General features: G+C 69.2%; 15 protein-coding genes and 1 other RNA gene. 5 read left to right on the forward strand and 11 right to left on the reverse strand.

Features of this window, described 5'->3' with window-relative positions:
* The first annotated feature begins 44 nt into the window (after nt 1–44).
* A complete protein-coding gene (locus tag ACFOD9_RS06700) occupies nt 45–827 on the forward strand; it encodes an enoyl-CoA hydratase-related protein (RefSeq protein ID WP_379509317.1) in 783 nt (260 codons plus the stop codon).
* A 31-nt stretch (nt 828–858) separates the two neighbouring features.
* On the opposite strand, the gene ACFOD9_RS06705 is transcribed toward ACFOD9_RS06700, so the two are convergent.
* The 6 genes from ACFOD9_RS06705 to ACFOD9_RS06730 all read right to left on the reverse strand — a co-directional run bounded on the left by ACFOD9_RS06705 (nt 859) and on the right by ACFOD9_RS06730 (nt 5,040).
* Complete coding sequence (locus tag ACFOD9_RS06705; protein WP_379509318.1) at nt 859–1,260, reverse strand: hypothetical protein; 402 nt, start codon at nt 1,258–1,260, stop codon at nt 859–861.
* Between the two features lie 48 nt (nt 1,261–1,308).
* Nucleotides 1,309–2,340: a LacI family DNA-binding transcriptional regulator gene (locus ACFOD9_RS06710; protein WP_379509319.1), complete on the reverse strand. Its 1,032-nt coding sequence runs from the start codon at nt 2,338–2,340 to the stop codon at nt 1,309–1,311.
* A 79-nt stretch (nt 2,341–2,419) separates the two neighbouring features.
* Nucleotides 2,420–2,959: an NUDIX hydrolase gene (locus ACFOD9_RS06715; protein ID WP_379509320.1), complete on the reverse strand. Its 540-nt coding sequence runs from the start codon at nt 2,957–2,959 to the stop codon at nt 2,420–2,422.
* Nucleotides 2,960–3,643 (reverse strand): TPM domain-containing protein, encoded by a 684-nt coding sequence (locus ACFOD9_RS06720; protein WP_379509321.1) that lies wholly within the window; start codon nt 3,641–3,643, stop codon nt 2,960–2,962.
* Between the two features lie 11 nt (nt 3,644–3,654).
* On the reverse strand, nt 3,655–4,470 hold the full coding sequence (locus ACFOD9_RS06725; RefSeq protein WP_379509322.1) for a TPM domain-containing protein: 816 nt from the start codon (nt 4,468–4,470) through the stop codon (nt 3,655–3,657).
* Nucleotides 4,471–4,482: 12 nt separating this feature from the next.
* On the reverse strand, nt 4,483–5,040 hold the full coding sequence (locus ACFOD9_RS06730) for a LemA family protein (protein ID WP_379509951.1): 558 nt from the start codon (nt 5,038–5,040) through the stop codon (nt 4,483–4,485).
* A gap of 226 nt (nt 5,041–5,266) precedes the next feature.
* Between ACFOD9_RS06730 and mscL the strand changes: the two genes are divergently transcribed.
* Together mscL and ssrA are read left to right on the forward strand one after the other, a co-directional pair.
* Nucleotides 5,267–5,683, forward strand: coding sequence for a large conductance mechanosensitive channel protein MscL (gene mscL, locus ACFOD9_RS06735; RefSeq protein WP_379509323.1), 417 nt, complete (start codon nt 5,267–5,269; stop codon nt 5,681–5,683).
* Nucleotides 5,684–5,724: 41 nt separating this feature from the next.
* Nucleotides 5,725–6,082, forward strand: a transfer-messenger RNA (tmRNA) gene (ssrA, locus tag ACFOD9_RS06740).
* A gap of 122 nt (nt 6,083–6,204) precedes the next feature.
* Here ssrA and ACFOD9_RS06745 read toward each other — a convergent pair.
* The 5 genes from ACFOD9_RS06745 to ACFOD9_RS06765 all read right to left on the reverse strand — a co-directional run bounded on the left by ACFOD9_RS06745 (nt 6,205) and on the right by ACFOD9_RS06765 (nt 12,416).
* A complete protein-coding gene (locus ACFOD9_RS06745) occupies nt 6,205–6,450 on the reverse strand; it encodes a hypothetical protein (protein ID WP_379509324.1) in 246 nt (81 codons plus the stop codon).
* A 205-nt stretch (nt 6,451–6,655) separates the two neighbouring features.
* Nucleotides 6,656–7,486 carry a 16S rRNA (adenine(1518)-N(6)/adenine(1519)-N(6))-dimethyltransferase RsmA gene (gene rsmA, locus ACFOD9_RS06750; protein ID WP_379509325.1) on the reverse strand — a complete coding sequence of 277 codons (831 nt, stop codon included), beginning with the start codon at nt 7,484–7,486 and terminating at the stop codon, nt 6,656–6,658.
* Complete coding sequence (gene pdxA, locus ACFOD9_RS06755) at nt 7,483–8,487, reverse strand: 4-hydroxythreonine-4-phosphate dehydrogenase PdxA (RefSeq protein WP_379509326.1); 1,005 nt, start codon at nt 8,485–8,487, stop codon at nt 7,483–7,485. Before pdxA ends, rsmA begins: the two co-directional genes overlap by 4 nt.
* An 11-nt stretch (nt 8,488–8,498) precedes the next feature.
* Entirely contained in the window at nt 8,499–9,872 is a 1,374-nt protein-coding gene (locus ACFOD9_RS06760) for a peptidylprolyl isomerase (RefSeq protein WP_379509327.1), read from the reverse strand.
* A gap of 195 nt (nt 9,873–10,067) precedes the next feature.
* A complete protein-coding gene (locus tag ACFOD9_RS06765) occupies nt 10,068–12,416 on the reverse strand; it encodes an LPS-assembly protein LptD (protein ID WP_379509328.1) in 2,349 nt (782 codons plus the stop codon).
* Nucleotides 12,417–12,559: 143 nt separating this feature from the next.
* Between ACFOD9_RS06765 and ACFOD9_RS06770 the strand changes: the two genes are divergently transcribed.
* Nucleotides 12,560–14,029, forward strand: coding sequence for a leucyl aminopeptidase (locus tag ACFOD9_RS06770; RefSeq protein WP_379509329.1), 1,470 nt, complete (start codon nt 12,560–12,562; stop codon nt 14,027–14,029).
* 29 nt (nt 14,030–14,058) lie between these two features.
* Nucleotides 14,059–14,517 carry a DNA polymerase III subunit chi gene (locus tag ACFOD9_RS06775; protein WP_379509330.1) on the forward strand — a complete coding sequence of 153 codons (459 nt, stop codon included), beginning with the start codon at nt 14,059–14,061 and terminating at the stop codon, nt 14,515–14,517.
* Nucleotide 14,518: the final 1 nt, after the last annotated feature.

Consider the following 14,518-nt stretch of genomic DNA (forward strand, 5'->3'; position numbering starts at 1 on the left):
TGCAGGGCCGCCGGCAACAGACCTGTTTTCACGAGGGAAGCACGATGGACTACGAGACGATCCTGGTCGAGCAGAAGGGCGCCGTCACCCTGGTGACGATCAATCGCCCGCAGGCGCTCAACGCCCTCAATTCGCAGGTCCTGGCCGACCTGATCCATGCCTTCGCCGTGTTCGAGGCCGATCCGGCCCAGCGCTGCGCGGTGCTGACCGGTTCGGGCGACAAGGCCTTCGCCGCCGGCGCCGATATCAAGGAAATGGCCGACAAGCCCGGCGCCGATTTCTACGCGCAGGATTTCTTCGCCGACTGGACGAGCAAGCTGGTCAAGGCCACCCGCAAGCCGTGGATCGCGGCGGTCAATGGTTTTGCGCTGGGCGGCGGGTGCGAAGTGGCGATGATGGCCGATTTCATCATCGCGGCCGATACGGCCAGGTTCGGCCAGCCGGAGATCAAGCTGGGCGTGGCGCCGGGCATGGGCGGCTCGCAGCGCCTGACCCGCGCGGTGGGCAAGGCGAAGGCGATGGATATGTGCCTGACCGGACGGATGATGGACGCCGCCGAGGCCGAGCGCGGCGGGCTGGTCAGCCGGGTGGTGCCGCTGGCCGATCTCGTGGCCGAGGCGCTCAAGGCCGCCGAGGCGATCGCCGCCATGCCGCCGCTGGCCGCCCTGGCCAACAAGGAACTGGTCAACGCCGCCTTCGAGACCACGCTCGACCAAGGCCTGCTGCACGAACGCCGCGTGTTCCAGATCCTGGCCGCCACGGCCGACAAGGCCGAGGGCATGGCCGCCTTCGTGGAAAAGCGCGCGGGCGTCTGGCAGGGCCGCTGATCCCGGCGCGGGTTGGCCGGGCCGGTGGCGCCTAGCGCCCGATCGGCTCGGCCAGGCCGACCAGTTTCCAGCCGTTTCCGCGCCGGCGCAGGAAATAGCTGCATCCCCGGGGGAACGGAATTTCCTCCGGAGCGAGTTCGCTTCCATCCTCGCGCAGGCGGGTGAAGGCGATGGTCAGCATGGCGCCGTCCTCACCCATCGCGAACTTGCTGGTGCCGTCGATCCGGGTCGTGGCCCAGGTTGATCGGGCAAAGCGTTCGAACAGGCCGCTGAAAAAGCCGGCATCCTCGATCTGCCGGATGCCGGCGGAATCGGCGAGCAGCAACGGGAACTCGCAAAGCGCTCCCAGCGCCGCCAGGTCGCGCGCGGTGAAGGCCCGGCCGTAGTCGCTGTAGAAGCGGTCGATGTCGTCCTGAAGTTCGGTCGCGGGCAAGATCCCGGGCTCCTCAACGCAAATGGCCGGACGGCCGTGGGCCGCAAATCAGGTGCCCTTCGGCCCCCGGCTGCTGGCGCGTTCGACCAGGCGGACGGGGACGCGGCGCTCCGGGCTGGGGCGGCCGGCGATCTGCTTGAGCAACTTGTCCACCAGCATGGTCCCGGCCGACTGGAAATCGGGTTCCAGCGTGGTCAGCGGCGGGATCGCATAGGCGCCCGAACGGATGCCGTCGAAACCGACCACGCCGACCTGGTCGGGGACGGTGATGCCGCGCTCGTGCAGTTCGAGCAGCACGCCGAGCGCGATCTGGTCGCTGCACACGAAGATTGCGTCAAACGGCACGCCGCCGGCGATGAGATCGGCCACGGCCTTGCGGCCCTGGTCTTCGCGGGCGAGACGCTCGTCGATCTGGACGTCGCGCGGGGTCAGGCCTTCCTCGCCCATGCGTTCGGCATAGCCAACCCAGCGCTCGGTGAACTGGCGCTGGGGCGAGCCGTCCGAGGTGATGCACACGATGTCGCGGTAGCCGGCATCGATCAGGTGGCCGGTGGCCAGGCGCGCGCCCTGGTGATTGTCGGACCGGATCCAGTCCAGGTCGTCGAACGGGGAACCCCAGTAGCAGACGTGGGCGCCATCTTCGCCCAGTTCCCGGTAATAGTCCCAGGCGGCGCGATTGGCGGTGGTGCCGATGACGATCAGGCCATCGGCCTTGCGCTGTTCCTCGTAGCGGCCGGCCAGGGTATCGGGCCGGGCCTGGAACGAGACGATGGTTTCGTGCCCGCGGTTGGAGGCGGCGGCGCAGATAGCCCCCAGCAGCGAGAAGTAGAACGGGTTGACGTCGGCGTGGTCTTCCTCCTCGCGGCTGATGACCACGACCGCGATGGTGCCGGTGCGCCCGGTTCGCAGGCGCGCGGCGTTCTCATCGACGTAGTAGTTCAGCTGGCGGGCCGCCTCGACCACGCGGGTGCGGGTGGGTTCGCTGACCACCGGATCGCCCGCGAGGGCGCGCGACACGGTCGACTGGCTGACCCCGGCCAGCGCCGCCACGTCGAACGATGTTATCCGGTGCCCACGCAACGCCTTTGCCATCCCTTGTGACCCGCTCCGGCTTTTCGGCGCTTGGGGGGCGAATGTAAAGGGTTGGGGAGGGGGAGGATCAGAGGCCGAGGATGTGCTGGCCGAGGATAACCAGCAGCTTGGTGTCGATCGCATCGCCCAGCGCGCGGCGCGCGGCGACGAAGGCGGGCAGTTCGGTGAGCGGGATGCGGTGGACGGTGATGTTCTCGCCCTCGGTGCCGCCGCCGGCGCCGACTTGCGTCAGGCCGTGGGCGCGGATCAGGGTGTAGCTTTCGCTGACCATGCCGGGCGAGGACCAGAATTCGCCGATCACCTCGAGGCGCTGGGCCTGGTAGCCGGTTTCCTCCTCCAGTTCGCGGGCGGCGGCGACAAGATCGTCCTCGCCCGCCAGGTGATCGTGATCGCCGATCAGGCCGGCCGGAAGCTCGATGCACGAGCGGCCCAGCGGCACGCGGTATTGCTCGACGAGGATGACGTGATCGTGTTCGTCGACCGCCAGGATCACCGCGGCGCGGATCCCGCGCGAGCGCGAGACATATTCCCAGGTGCCGCGCACCTTGGTGGTGATGAACCGGCCGGTCCAGACGACCTGCTCGGGGGCTTGCGATGAATCAGTCACTCATACCTCGATCAGGCGGTCAGGCAGTTCGTTGCGGTCGTCCTCGGCGCGGGGGAGGTGCTGGGCGAGCACCGCGCCGACCCGCTCGATCGCTGCAATGAGGCCATCGGCCATCTGCCCGTCCTTGAGCCGCGCGAGCATCGCGGCCAGCGCCTCGCCCCACAGGTCGGCGCTGACCTTGCTGGCGATGGCCTGGTCGGCGAGGATCTCGGCGCGGTGTTCGGCGAGGCTGAGGTAGATCAGGATGCCGGTGCGCCCGGTGGTGCGCCGTTCCGCGCCCACGCGGAAGGCGGCCAGCGCGCGGGCATGGACCCGGGCGTGGCGGATCGGGCCGGGGACGAAGGCGAGGCGCAAGGGGCGCCAGAGCAGAATCGCCCAGGTGGCGCCGAACTTCAGCGCGGCGACCAGCGCGGCCAGGCCGATGATGCCGCCCGGCGTCCAGTGGCGCGCCCAGGTGCCGGTCAGGCGATCGACCAGGGCGAGGTAGACATCGGGCGCCCAGGCGAGCGCCAGCAGGGCGGCGAGCGCGACAAGCGCCGACCAGGCCAGCGCCACGTCGGCATAGTCGTCGGAGCGGGCGGCGAGGATGGTGACGATCTCGCCCGAGGTGTTGCCCTCGGCGGTGGAAACGGCCGCCGCCACCCGGGCGCGGTCGGCATCGGTCATCGGGGAAAGCTTGGCCATGCGCGCTTCTCCTACCAGCTGCCCGACGAACCGCCGCCGCCGAAGCTGCCCCCGCCGCCCGAGAATCCGCCGCCGCCGCCAAAGCCGCCGCCGCCCCAGCCGTCGCCGCTTCCTCGGCTCATGTGGCTGAGCGCGTCGAACACGATCAGGGGGCCAAGGCCCGAGCCGCCGGCATAGCGCCGGCCGCCGAAGCCGCGGCGCAGCGCCGGCAGGACGAAGAACAGCACGAACACGATGATGAAGAACACCGTGCCCGGATCCACCCCGGTGGCGCGCGGCGCGGCGGCGCGGGCATTGGCCTGGGCCGCGATCTTCTGCGCTTCTTCCGGCGGCAGGGTGAGCTGCTGGATGATCGCATCGGCCCCGGCCTCGATCCCGCCGGGCAGGTCGCCGGCCTTGAACCGGGGGACCACCTGCTGCTGGATGATCAGCGAGGAAAGGCCATCGGTCAGCGTGCCTTCAAGGCCATAGCCGACCTCGATCCGCACCTTGCGTTCCTTCGGGGCGACGATGAGCAGGGCGCCGGTATTCCGGTCCTTCTCGCCGATGCCCCAGTTCCGGCCGAGCTGGTAACCATAGTCGGCGATGTCGTAGCCCTGGAGATCGGCCAGGGTGACGATCACCAGCTGGCGGTGGGACTGGGCTTCGAGCGCGGCCAGCTTCTGGTCGAGCCGTGCTTCCTCGTCGGGCGGGATGACATTGGCGGCATCGACCACCCGGCCGGTGAGCTGGGGGAAGCTGGGCTGGGCATGGGCGACCAGCGGCGCCAGCAGGGCCAGCGCCGTCAGCCAGAACAGGAACAGGCTGCGCGATATCCGCGCGGGCATGGCCTTGGGTCCTTACAGCTTGCCTTCGAGGCTGGGGGCCACTTCCGCGCCGGGGGTGACCGCCTGGTAGGGGACCATCGGCTTGGCGCCGTAGATCACCTTGGCGGCCATGACCGAGGGGAAGGTGCGGATCGTGGTGTTATAGTCCTGCACCGCGCCATTATAATCGCGCAGGGCAACCCGGATGCGGTTTTCCTGCCCTTCGAGCTGGCTCTGCAGCATCTGGTAATTGGTGATCGACTTCAGATCGGGATAGGCTTCGGCATTGGCGAGCAGGCGCCCGAACCCGCCGAGCGAGGCGGAAAGCTGGTTCTGCGCGTCCTGGAAGGCCTTCATCTTGGCCGGATCGGTGAGGTCGCCGGGGGTGACCTGGATCGAGGTGGCCTTGGCGCGGGCCTCGGTCACGCCGACCAGGATGCCCTTTTCCTGTTCGGCCGCGCCCTTGGCCACGGCGGCCAGGTTGGGGATCAGGTTGGCGCGTTCCTGGAAGGCGGCCTGGACATCGGCCCACTTGGCCTTGGCGGCTTCCTCCGCCGTGGGGACCGCATTGATCCCGCAACCGGAAAGCATGAGGCTGGCAGCGATGACGGGTGCGGCAAGCTTGAGGCGGTATGCAGGCACGGGTGATCCCTCCACTGCGGCCGCCGGGGGCGGGCCGATGCGCCGAACATAGTGCGCGGCCCGCGCGGTTCAAGCGCGACGATCATGCGGGCACGATTGCGCCGGTGCGATTTTGCGGGCAGAACTGCCGGCCAAGGGTCTGGCGCACAATATCCTGCAATAAAGGGGAACGGATATGCTTTCCGAATTCAAGGCCTTCATCGCACGCGGCAATGTCCTTGATCTCGCGGTCGGCGTGATCATCGGCGCGGCCTTCGGCAAGATCGTCAGTTCGCTGACCGACGACGTGATCATGCCGGCGATCTCCACGCTGACCGGCGGGATCGATTTCTCGCAGAAATACGTGCTGCTGGGCGCCATCCCGGCCGACTACAAGGGCGAGATGACCTATGCCGCGCTCAAGGCCGCCGGCGTCGCCATGCTGGGCTACGGCGCCTTCATCACCGCGATCATCAACTTCCTGATCCTGGCCTTCGCGATCTTCCTGATCGTGCGCCAGGCCAACAAGCTGATGCCGCCCCCCGCCGCCGCCCCCGTCGGGCCGAGCGAGGTGGAACTGCTGGCCGAAATCCGCGACGCGCTGAAGAAGTGAGCACCTGATCCTCCCCATGCATGGGGAGGATATTTGGCGCGCCCCTTTTCATCCGGGCATCGGCCCCCTATATCCGCCGTCGCCGGCTTCGGTCGGCTATGGTGATAAATTGCGGCGTGCAATAGGCGCAGCGGACCCGGGGGCGGTACCCGGCGGCTCCACCATCCTTTCCGTGTCCGGCTTCGGTCGGGGCGGAAAAGTTGACGGGGCCGAACTAGGATCGACGTGTGTTGAAAAGCGCAGTTTTCACCCGGGCTGAGTAACCCGTTCAAGGCTCAAAACTCACAAGTGCCAACGACAACGACGCACTTGCTCTTGCCGCGTAATTCTAGGGCCTAACGGCCTGAAGTTACAAAGCCAGAACGCGGTTGAACCCACCGGGCAACAGAAGGGAATTCAGCGGCTGGGGACGAGCCGGGCAACAGAATCGTCCCACCTTTCCCGCACTGCGATAGCGCGCCGCCGCTGCCGATTTCCTCCCGGAATGCGCGCGCGTGCCGGCGCCCTGGTCGTCAGAATGTTCAGAATGTCTCGATGTCGCGGCGCAGCTTCTCGGCCTTTTCGTATTTCAGGCAATCGAGAATCTTGGCGCCGGCCATGAACACCGCGCCGGTGGTGGCCAGGAACAGGAGCTTGCCGCCAAAGCCCGGATACTGCTGGAGATAGTGCGCGCCGCGCGCCGTGGCGCCGAGCGCCAGGGCATAGATGATCAGGAACGCCTCGATACGGGTCTTGATCATGAAAAGGCGGCCGATCCTGTGCAACATATCCTGACCCGGTTCCCGTTGGCCCTGCGGATTACCCCGCATGGGGTTTGTTACCGATAGGCAACGATCATGCCATGTGCCGCGTTCCGGGGGAAGCGGTGGTTAACAGCCTGGAAAGTGTAAGTGTGGCCGACGCGGCGGCCTGGTGGGGCAGGTCCCGTTCCACCACCCCGCGATTGGTCCCCCTCCGCGCGGGCGGCGCTGATCAGGCGGTCAGTTCTCGGGCTACGGCCACGAATTCATCCACGCTCAGCGTTTCGGCGCGGCGGGCGGGATCGATCCCCAGGGTGGCCAGCGCGTCGAGCGCGCCGGGGAGTCCCTTGAGGCTCTGGCGCAGCATCTTGCGGCGCTGGCCGAAGGCGGCCTCGGTGACTCGTTCGAGCATCCGCGCCGAAACGCCGGCCGGCGCCTCGGCCGGTTCGACGTGGACGATCGCGCTCATCACCTTGGGCGGCGGGGTGAAGGCGCTGCGGTGAACCTTCATCGCCAGCTTCGGCTTGCTGCGCCACTGGGCCAGCACGGCAAGGCGGCCATAGGCGTCGGTCCCCGGCTCGGCGACGATGCGATTGGCGACTTCAAGCTGGAACATCAGGGTGAGCGAGGACCACGCCGGCGGCCAGGCCTCGCCCGAGAGCCAGCCGGTGAACAGGGCCGTGCCGACATTGTAGGGCAGGTTGGCCACAATCGCCCAGGGCTCGGCAAACAGCGCCGCGTGATCGAGCTTGAGCGCATCGCCCTCGATCACCGTGAGCTGGCCGGGAAAGGCCTCGGCCAGTTCGGCAAGGGCCGGCAGGCAGCGGCGGTCCATCTCGATCGCGGTGACGCGGGCGCCGGCGCGCAGCAGGGCGCGGGTGAGGCCGCCGGGGCCGGGGCCGACTTCCAGCACCGGCCGGTCCTTCAGGGTGCCCGGAATGGCCGCGATACGGGCGAGCAGTTGTTCGTCGAACAGGAAGTTCTGGCCCAGCGCCTTGCTGGCCGAAAGGCCATGGGCGGCGATGACCTCGCGCAAGGGCGGCAACTGGGTCTGCCCGGTCATGCGGCCAATTCCCGGCGGCCGGCGCAGTCCCCGGCCATGCGGATCGCGGCGATGGTGGCGCCGGGGTGGGCCTCGGCCTTGCCGGCGATGGCGAAGGCGGTGCCATGATCGGCCGAGGTCCGCACGATCGGCAGGCCGAGGGTGATGTTGACCCCGGAATCGAAATCGAGCGCTTTCAGGGGAATGAGCGCCTGGTCATGATACATACACAGGGCGGCATCGAACGATGCGCGGTTGTGCGGCGCGAACAGGGCGTCGGCCGGGTGGGGGCCGCTGGCATCGATTCCGGCCTCGCGCAGGGCGGCGATGGCCGGCGCGATGATCGCGCGATCCTCCTCGCCCATGCGGCCATCCTCGCCGGCATGGGGATTGAGCGCGGCGATGGCCAGGCGCGGATGGGCCAGGCCGAAATCGCGGCGCAGCGCGGCGGCGACGATCCGGGCCTTGCGCTCTATCAGCTCGCGGGTGACCAGGCCGGGGACTTGGGCGAGAGCGACATGGACCGTGAGCGGGACGGTTCGCAGCGAGGGGCCGGCCAGCATCATCACCGCGTTCCCGGCGCTCACCCCGCAGGCAGCGGCGACGAATTCGGTCTGCCCCGGGTGGGTGAAGCCCACTTCGGCCAGGCGGCTCTTGGCGATCGGGCCGGTGACGAGGCCGCCGGCCTCGCCGCTCACCGCAAGCTGCGCGGCGCGGGTCAGCGAGGCGAGGGCGAGGATCGCGCCCTGGCGCGAGGGTTGGCCCGGGTCATAGGGGCCGTCATCGTCGCCAAGCACCGGCAAGGCCTCGGCGAAGGCGGTGCCAGCCTCGGCCGGATCGGCCACGTGGCGGATCGGAACGTCCAGCCCGCGCCGGGCCGCGGCGGCGGCCAGCAGGCCGGCTCCGCCCACGGCGAAGAACGGCGGCAGGTGATGCACCTCGCGCGCCGCCCAGGCCGTGGCCAGCAGTTCCGGGCCGATGCCGGCGGGATCGCCGAGCGAGACCGCCAGGGGCTTGGCCATCGGCGCGGCCTTCAGTTGTAGTCGATGACCGCGTCGCGGCGCAGGTCGCGCAGGTAGGCCTGGGCGCGCTTGTTCACCCGGTCATCCTCGATCTGGCTCATCATCTGCTCGAAGGTGGGGCCGCTATCGACCTTGGGATCATCGCGCCCGCACAGCATCAGCACGCGCACGCCATCCTTGATCGTGCCGAACGGCGGCGAGGTTTCGCCCAGTGACAGCGCGAGCAGGGCATCCTGGAGCTGGGCCGGCAGGTCGCGGGCGCGGACCTGGTCGTTGGTGACGACCTGGGCGCCGAGCTGCTGGGCCACGGCATCGACATTGCCGCAGCCGCGCGCGTTCTTCATGGCCGTGGCAAATTCGCCGGCGCGCTTGGTGGCCTGGGCCTCGGTGGTGCCGGCGGGGAAATCGATCGAGATCTGCTTGAGTGCGAGCAGCGCATCGCGCGGATCGGCGGTAAGCACCTGGCGCTTGTCGATCAGGTAGAGGATCGAGAAGCCGCCGCTGGTTTCCACCGGGCCGACCAACTGGCCGTTTTGCAGGCCTTGCGCGGCGGTGGCCAGCTCGGTGGGCAACTGGGCCAGGCGAATCCAGCCCAGATCGCCGCCGACCGCCGCCGTGGAGGCCTGCGAATACTGGCGCGCATAGGCAACGAAGCTGCCGCCCTTCTGGAGCTGCTCGATGATCTTGCGGGCGTTTTCGGCCACCTGCGGGCGGGTTTCCGCCGTGGCGGCAAGGAAGATCTCGCCCAGGCGGTATTCCTCGGTGCCCTTGGCGGCCTTCATCCGGTCCATCATTTCGCGCACTTCGCCCTGGCTGACGTTGACGAAGGGCTGGACATTGCGCCGCAGGACCGCCTGCCAGGCCATCTCGCCGCGGATCTGGCGCTTGAGCGAGGCGGGCGAGGAGCCGATGCGGCCGAGGTAGGCGTCGAGCGCCTTGGGATCCTGGCGGAAGTTCTGCAGGGCCACCCGCTGGTAGGTCTGCTCGACCTCGTCATCGTCGACCTTGAGATCCTGGGCCTTGGCTTCCTGGATCTGGAGCGTTTCGTCGATCAGGTTTCGCAGGATCTGCAGGCGCAGGCGATCGATCTCCTCGGCCGAGGGCTTGGCCTGGTTGGCCGAGAGGACAAGGGCGAGGCGCTGCTCGACATCGGTGCCGGTGATGATGTCGCCATTGACGATGGCGGTGGCGCGGCGATGGTTGGGATCGTTCTTGCCGAAGATCTGCACGCCATCGGGAATGCTGATGGTCCCCTGGGAGTCAGCCGTCTGCGCCTCGGCCGCACCCGGGTTGGCGGACTGGGCGGCGGAAACCGTGGCCACGGCCGCCACGGACAGGCCGAGGACGATCTTGCGGAGGGTGGAAATGCGCGTGATTTTCTTCACCTTGGCGTCGTTCCTGTCTGCGGGGGCAAGGCCAGACCCCCCGGCCTGGCGCACCTGCTCCCGATTGCCCAGCGATTGCGGCGGAGCGGCTGAACCGGACCTGAGCATGGGCGCACGGTCGATAGCGGTTTTACCGGTGGGCGCAAACAGGAAGTGGGGGCTTATCGACCGCGGAACCCGCCGGCCCCGCCGCCCCTAGCGGAAACCGAGGTTCCGAAGCGCGAAATGGATCTGCACCGTATTGCCGCGGCCGGCATCGCCGGTGGCGATATAGTCGCGCCGCCAGGTGAGGGCGAGTTCGATGCAATCGTCGGAATAGGCCACGCCGACCCGGGTTCGGATCGGCTGGAATCCGTCCGACTTGTTGGTGGGATCCTCGGCGCGGTTGGTCAGGTTGATCACGCCCGATCCGAACACCGACCAGTTGCGGGCGAAGGCCACCCGCCCGGCCGCGCGCAGTTCCTCGCGGTCCTGGAGGTCTTCCACCTGGGTGATGTCGCGGTTGAGCCTGAGGTAGCCGATCTCGGCATAGGTGCGCGCGCTGCCGATCGTGGCGTCGATCTCGTTGCGGCGGATGGCGAGGTTGTCCTTGTCGAGCCGGTAGCGCCAGGTCAGCTTGACCACGTCGCGCAAGCGCACCTCGGTGCGGCCGACCACGTCGGACAGGCGATCGGCCAGGCCCGTGCCCGAGGGTACGATCGAGGCCTGGCTGGCAAGGCGGTAGGACTGGCCGAGGGTGGACTTGACCCGCCAGCCCGGCCGATCAAGCTGCCAGTCGAACCCGTAGGTCAGGCGCACGCCGTCTTCCACCCGGTCATAGCCGGGGAAGCGGTTGAGCGCGAAGAGGTTGGAATCCTCAAGATCGATCGCGCGCGAATCCTCGTTGGGCATGGCCAGGTTGTGGACCGGCGGGCTGGCCACCAGCTGGACGCGCGGGGTCAGCACCTGGGTGCCGCCGAAAGCCCGGCCGAACAGCGGCCATTTCACGTCGACCGCCCCGATCGCGATGGCCCGGCCCTGCCAGCCGGGATTGCCGCGATAGAGTGCGGTGGCGGTCAGCGCGTTCTGGTCGGAATGGTAGATATCGCCCCGGGCCAGCGCGGTCAGGCTGACCACCTGGCCGCCGCGCAGGATCTTCGTGAGGTCCCACTGGGCGCGGGCGAAGGCGCGCTGGGTATCCTGCCCGGCGGTGCGGGTGATGGCGAGGCTGTTGGCGGCAAGCTCGATCCGCCCGCCCAGCACCGGATCGGCCAGCCGCTTGCGCCAGTCGATCACCGGCAGCGCGACGGGGACCAGGCCCTGGCGGTCGCCCACTCGCATGGTCTGCGTGGCCCAGCCCGAGAGCGAGAAGTAGCTGTTCGGCCCGATCCGCTCCAGCTCGAAGGTGGAGCGCAGGCGATCGTCGCGGTTGATGTCGTAGCGGCGCAGGAAGGTGCGGTCGCTCGCCAGGCGCAGCGATGCGGTCACGCTCCATTCGGGGGTGAACTGGAAGCGCCCGTTGGCGGCGATATAGCCGCGGAAATCGGTGACCGACGAAGCGCCGGTCGTCGTGCCCGAAACCGAGGTGCGGCGGCTGCGGGTGGCATAGCCGGTCACCTGGAGCGCGCCTGCGTCGAGCAGGGCGCGGTAGCGGGCCGAGACCATCGGCAGGGCCTGGGTGAACAGGTAGCCGGTCACCGCCAGATCCTGGTTGGCGCCGAGCCGCTGGTACCAGGCATCGCTGATCTGGATGCCGTTGTTGGCGGTCACCTGGATGTCGGGGATGAGCAGGCCGTTGATCGGCCGCCCGTCGCTGGCGATGGCCAGGCCCGGCAGCGGCATCAGGGTGAGGCCGAAGATCTTGAGCCGCGCGCCGGTGAAATGGATCTCGCGCTTTTCGGGATCGTAGACCACGCGGCGGGCATTGACCTGCCAGGTGGGCTGGCGCGGACAGCCGTCTTCGTCCTCCACCGGGCAGCCGGAATAGGCCGCGCGCTCCAGCACGATCCGCCCCTGGGCATCGCGCCGGCCGGTGGCGGCGGCGAGCCGGCCCCCGTCGCGCAGGGCGATCAGCAGGTTCTGCATTGCCCCGGCCTTGAGCTCGTCGGTCAGCTCGACCCGGTCGGTGAAGATCTGGTTGCCGTTCTCGTCGACCAGGCGGATGTTGCCCGTGGCCTCGACCACGCCGGTCTTGCGGTTCCAGGTGACCCGGTCGGCCCGGACCGACTGCGGGCCGGACGGCCCGGATCGGCGCAGCACGACCGCGCCGGTGGCGGTGGCCACATCGCTGTTCCAGGCATAGGAGACTTCGCCGGCCTCGAAGGCGATCGGCGCATTGTCGGCCCCGGCATTGTCATCCCTGGCGGTGGACGGGGTATCGACGGCCGGCATGACAACCGGCGCCTGCGCGCGGGCCGGGGCGGCGAGCAGCAGCGCCAGCGCGGCCGCGCAACTGGCCCACAGCGAGCCGGGCAAAGGCCGCGCGCACCACGCCTGACCCCACCTGTCGCGCGGTCCGCTGTCCCGCGGGGCAGGGCTGGTGGCACGGGTCGGGGCAGGGAGCATGGCTTGCCTATCGCACCGCCGCGCCCTAACTGCAATCGGGCAAGCGGCGTAAAATAGGCCGCTGGTCCGCAAACCCTTTTCGCGGCCCTGTTTCGGGGCTCGCCCCGCCCGTTTTTCCGCCCGTTTCCCCGTCCGGAGTTTCCATGAAGATCACCTTCGCCGATCACGTGCCCGCCGAAGCGAAGCTGGTGGCCCATGTCTGCAACCAGGACAATTTGCCCCAGGGGCTGGAATCGGTGCTGGCGGCAGCGGCCCGGGCCTCGCGCTTTGCCGGCAAGACCGGTCAGGTGTTCGATGGTTTTGCCGAGCGCGGCGGCGCGGTGGTGCGCGTGGCGCTCGCCGGTGCCGGGGCGCCCGGGGCCGATCGCGCCGGCGCGCTTGAGAAGGCCGGCGCCGGGCTGACCGCGAAGTATCTCACCTCGGGCGAGACGGTCATGGTGCTGGATTTCACGGGCGCCGGGCTTTCGCCCCAGGAAGCGGCCGCGGTGCTGCTGGGCGCGCGGCTGCGCGGCTGGCGGCTCGATACCTATCGCACCCGCCTGAAGGAAGAACAGAAGCCCAGCCTGGCCGCGATCGTGGCGGTTGGCGCGCCGGACGGCACCGAGGCGGCCTGGGCGGTCGAAAGCGCGGTGGCCGAAGGGGTGGAGTTCACCCGCGAGCTGGTGACCGAACCGGCCAACGTGATCTATCCGGAAAGCTTCGTCGCCCGCTGCCAGGAACGGTTCGCCGGCACCGGGCTGGAACTGCGCGTTCTGGAAGAAGCCGAGATGGCCGCGCTGGGGATGAACGCCCTGCTCGGCGTGGCGCAAGGCTCGGTGCGCCCGCCGCGCCTGCTGGCGGCGGTGTGGCGCGGCGCTCCGAAAACCGACGCCGGCGATGCCCCGTTCACCGCCTTCGTCGGCAAGGGGGTGACTTTCGATTCCGGCGGCATTTCGATCAAGCCGGCCGCCGGCATGGAAGACATGAAGTGGGACATGGGCGGCGCCGGCGCCGTGGCCGGGACCATGCTGGCGCTGGCCCGGCGCGGCGCGAAGGCCAACGTGGTCGGCGTGGTTGGCCTGGTCGAGAATATGCCCGACGGCAAGGCCCAGCGCCCCGGCGACGTGGTCAGGACCATGTCGGGCCAGACGGTGGAAGTGATCAACACCGATGCCGAAGGCCGGCTGGTGCTGTGCGACGTGCTGACCTGGGTGCAGCGCGAATACCAGCCGGCGGCGATCGTCGATCTCGCCACGCTGACCGGCGCGATGATCGTCTCGCTCGGCCATGAGCAGGCCGGGCTGTTTTCCAATGACGATGCCCTGGCCGGCGCGCTCGATGCCGCGGGCAAGGCCAGCGGCGATCATCTGTGGCGGATGCCGATGGGGCCGGCCTACGACAAGATGATCGACAGTCCGATCGCCGACATGAAGAACTCCGGGTCGCGCTTCGGCGGCTCGATCACCGCGGCGCAGTTCCTCCTGCGCTATGTCGAGAAGGGCACGCCCTGGGCGCACCTCGACATTGCCGGCACGGTCTGGACCGACAAGCCCGGGCCAACCTGGGACAAGGGCGCCAGCGGCTTCGGCGTGCGCCTGCTCGATCGCTACGTGCGCGACCGGCTGAACGGCTGAGCCTGGCGGCAGGCGGGAGAGCGGGCGCCGTGCAGGTCGATTTCTACCAGGTCAGCCGGGATCCGGCCGAAGCCATCGTGGCCATGCTCGCGGAAAAGACTCTGGCCGGCGGCCAGCGCCTGCTGGTGGTGGCCTCCGGGGCCGAACGGCTGGAGGCGATCGGCCAGGCTCTGTGGAGCCGCGCCGGGCGCGGCGGCGAGCCCACCTTCATCGCCAATGGCCGCGCCGGCGCCGGGCACGAGGAGCGCCAGCCGGTGCTCCTGGCCGAAACGGTCGATCCGGCCAACGGCGCCCGCTTCGTCGCCCTGGCCGATGGCCTGTGGCGCGACGAGGCGGCCGACCCGGCCCGGTTCGACCGCGCCTTCCTGGTGTTCGATGCCGCCACGCTGGAGGCCGCCCGCGCCTGCTGGCGCAGCCTGGGCGAACGCGAGGGGCTGGAACGCAATTTCTGGAAGCAGGAAGGCGGCCGCTGGACCAGGGCCGGCTGAA

The sequence above is a fragment of the Novosphingobium bradum genome (genome assembly GCF_042646485.1).
Taxonomy (GTDB): domain Bacteria; phylum Pseudomonadota; class Alphaproteobacteria; order Sphingomonadales; family Sphingomonadaceae; genus Novosphingobium; species Novosphingobium bradum.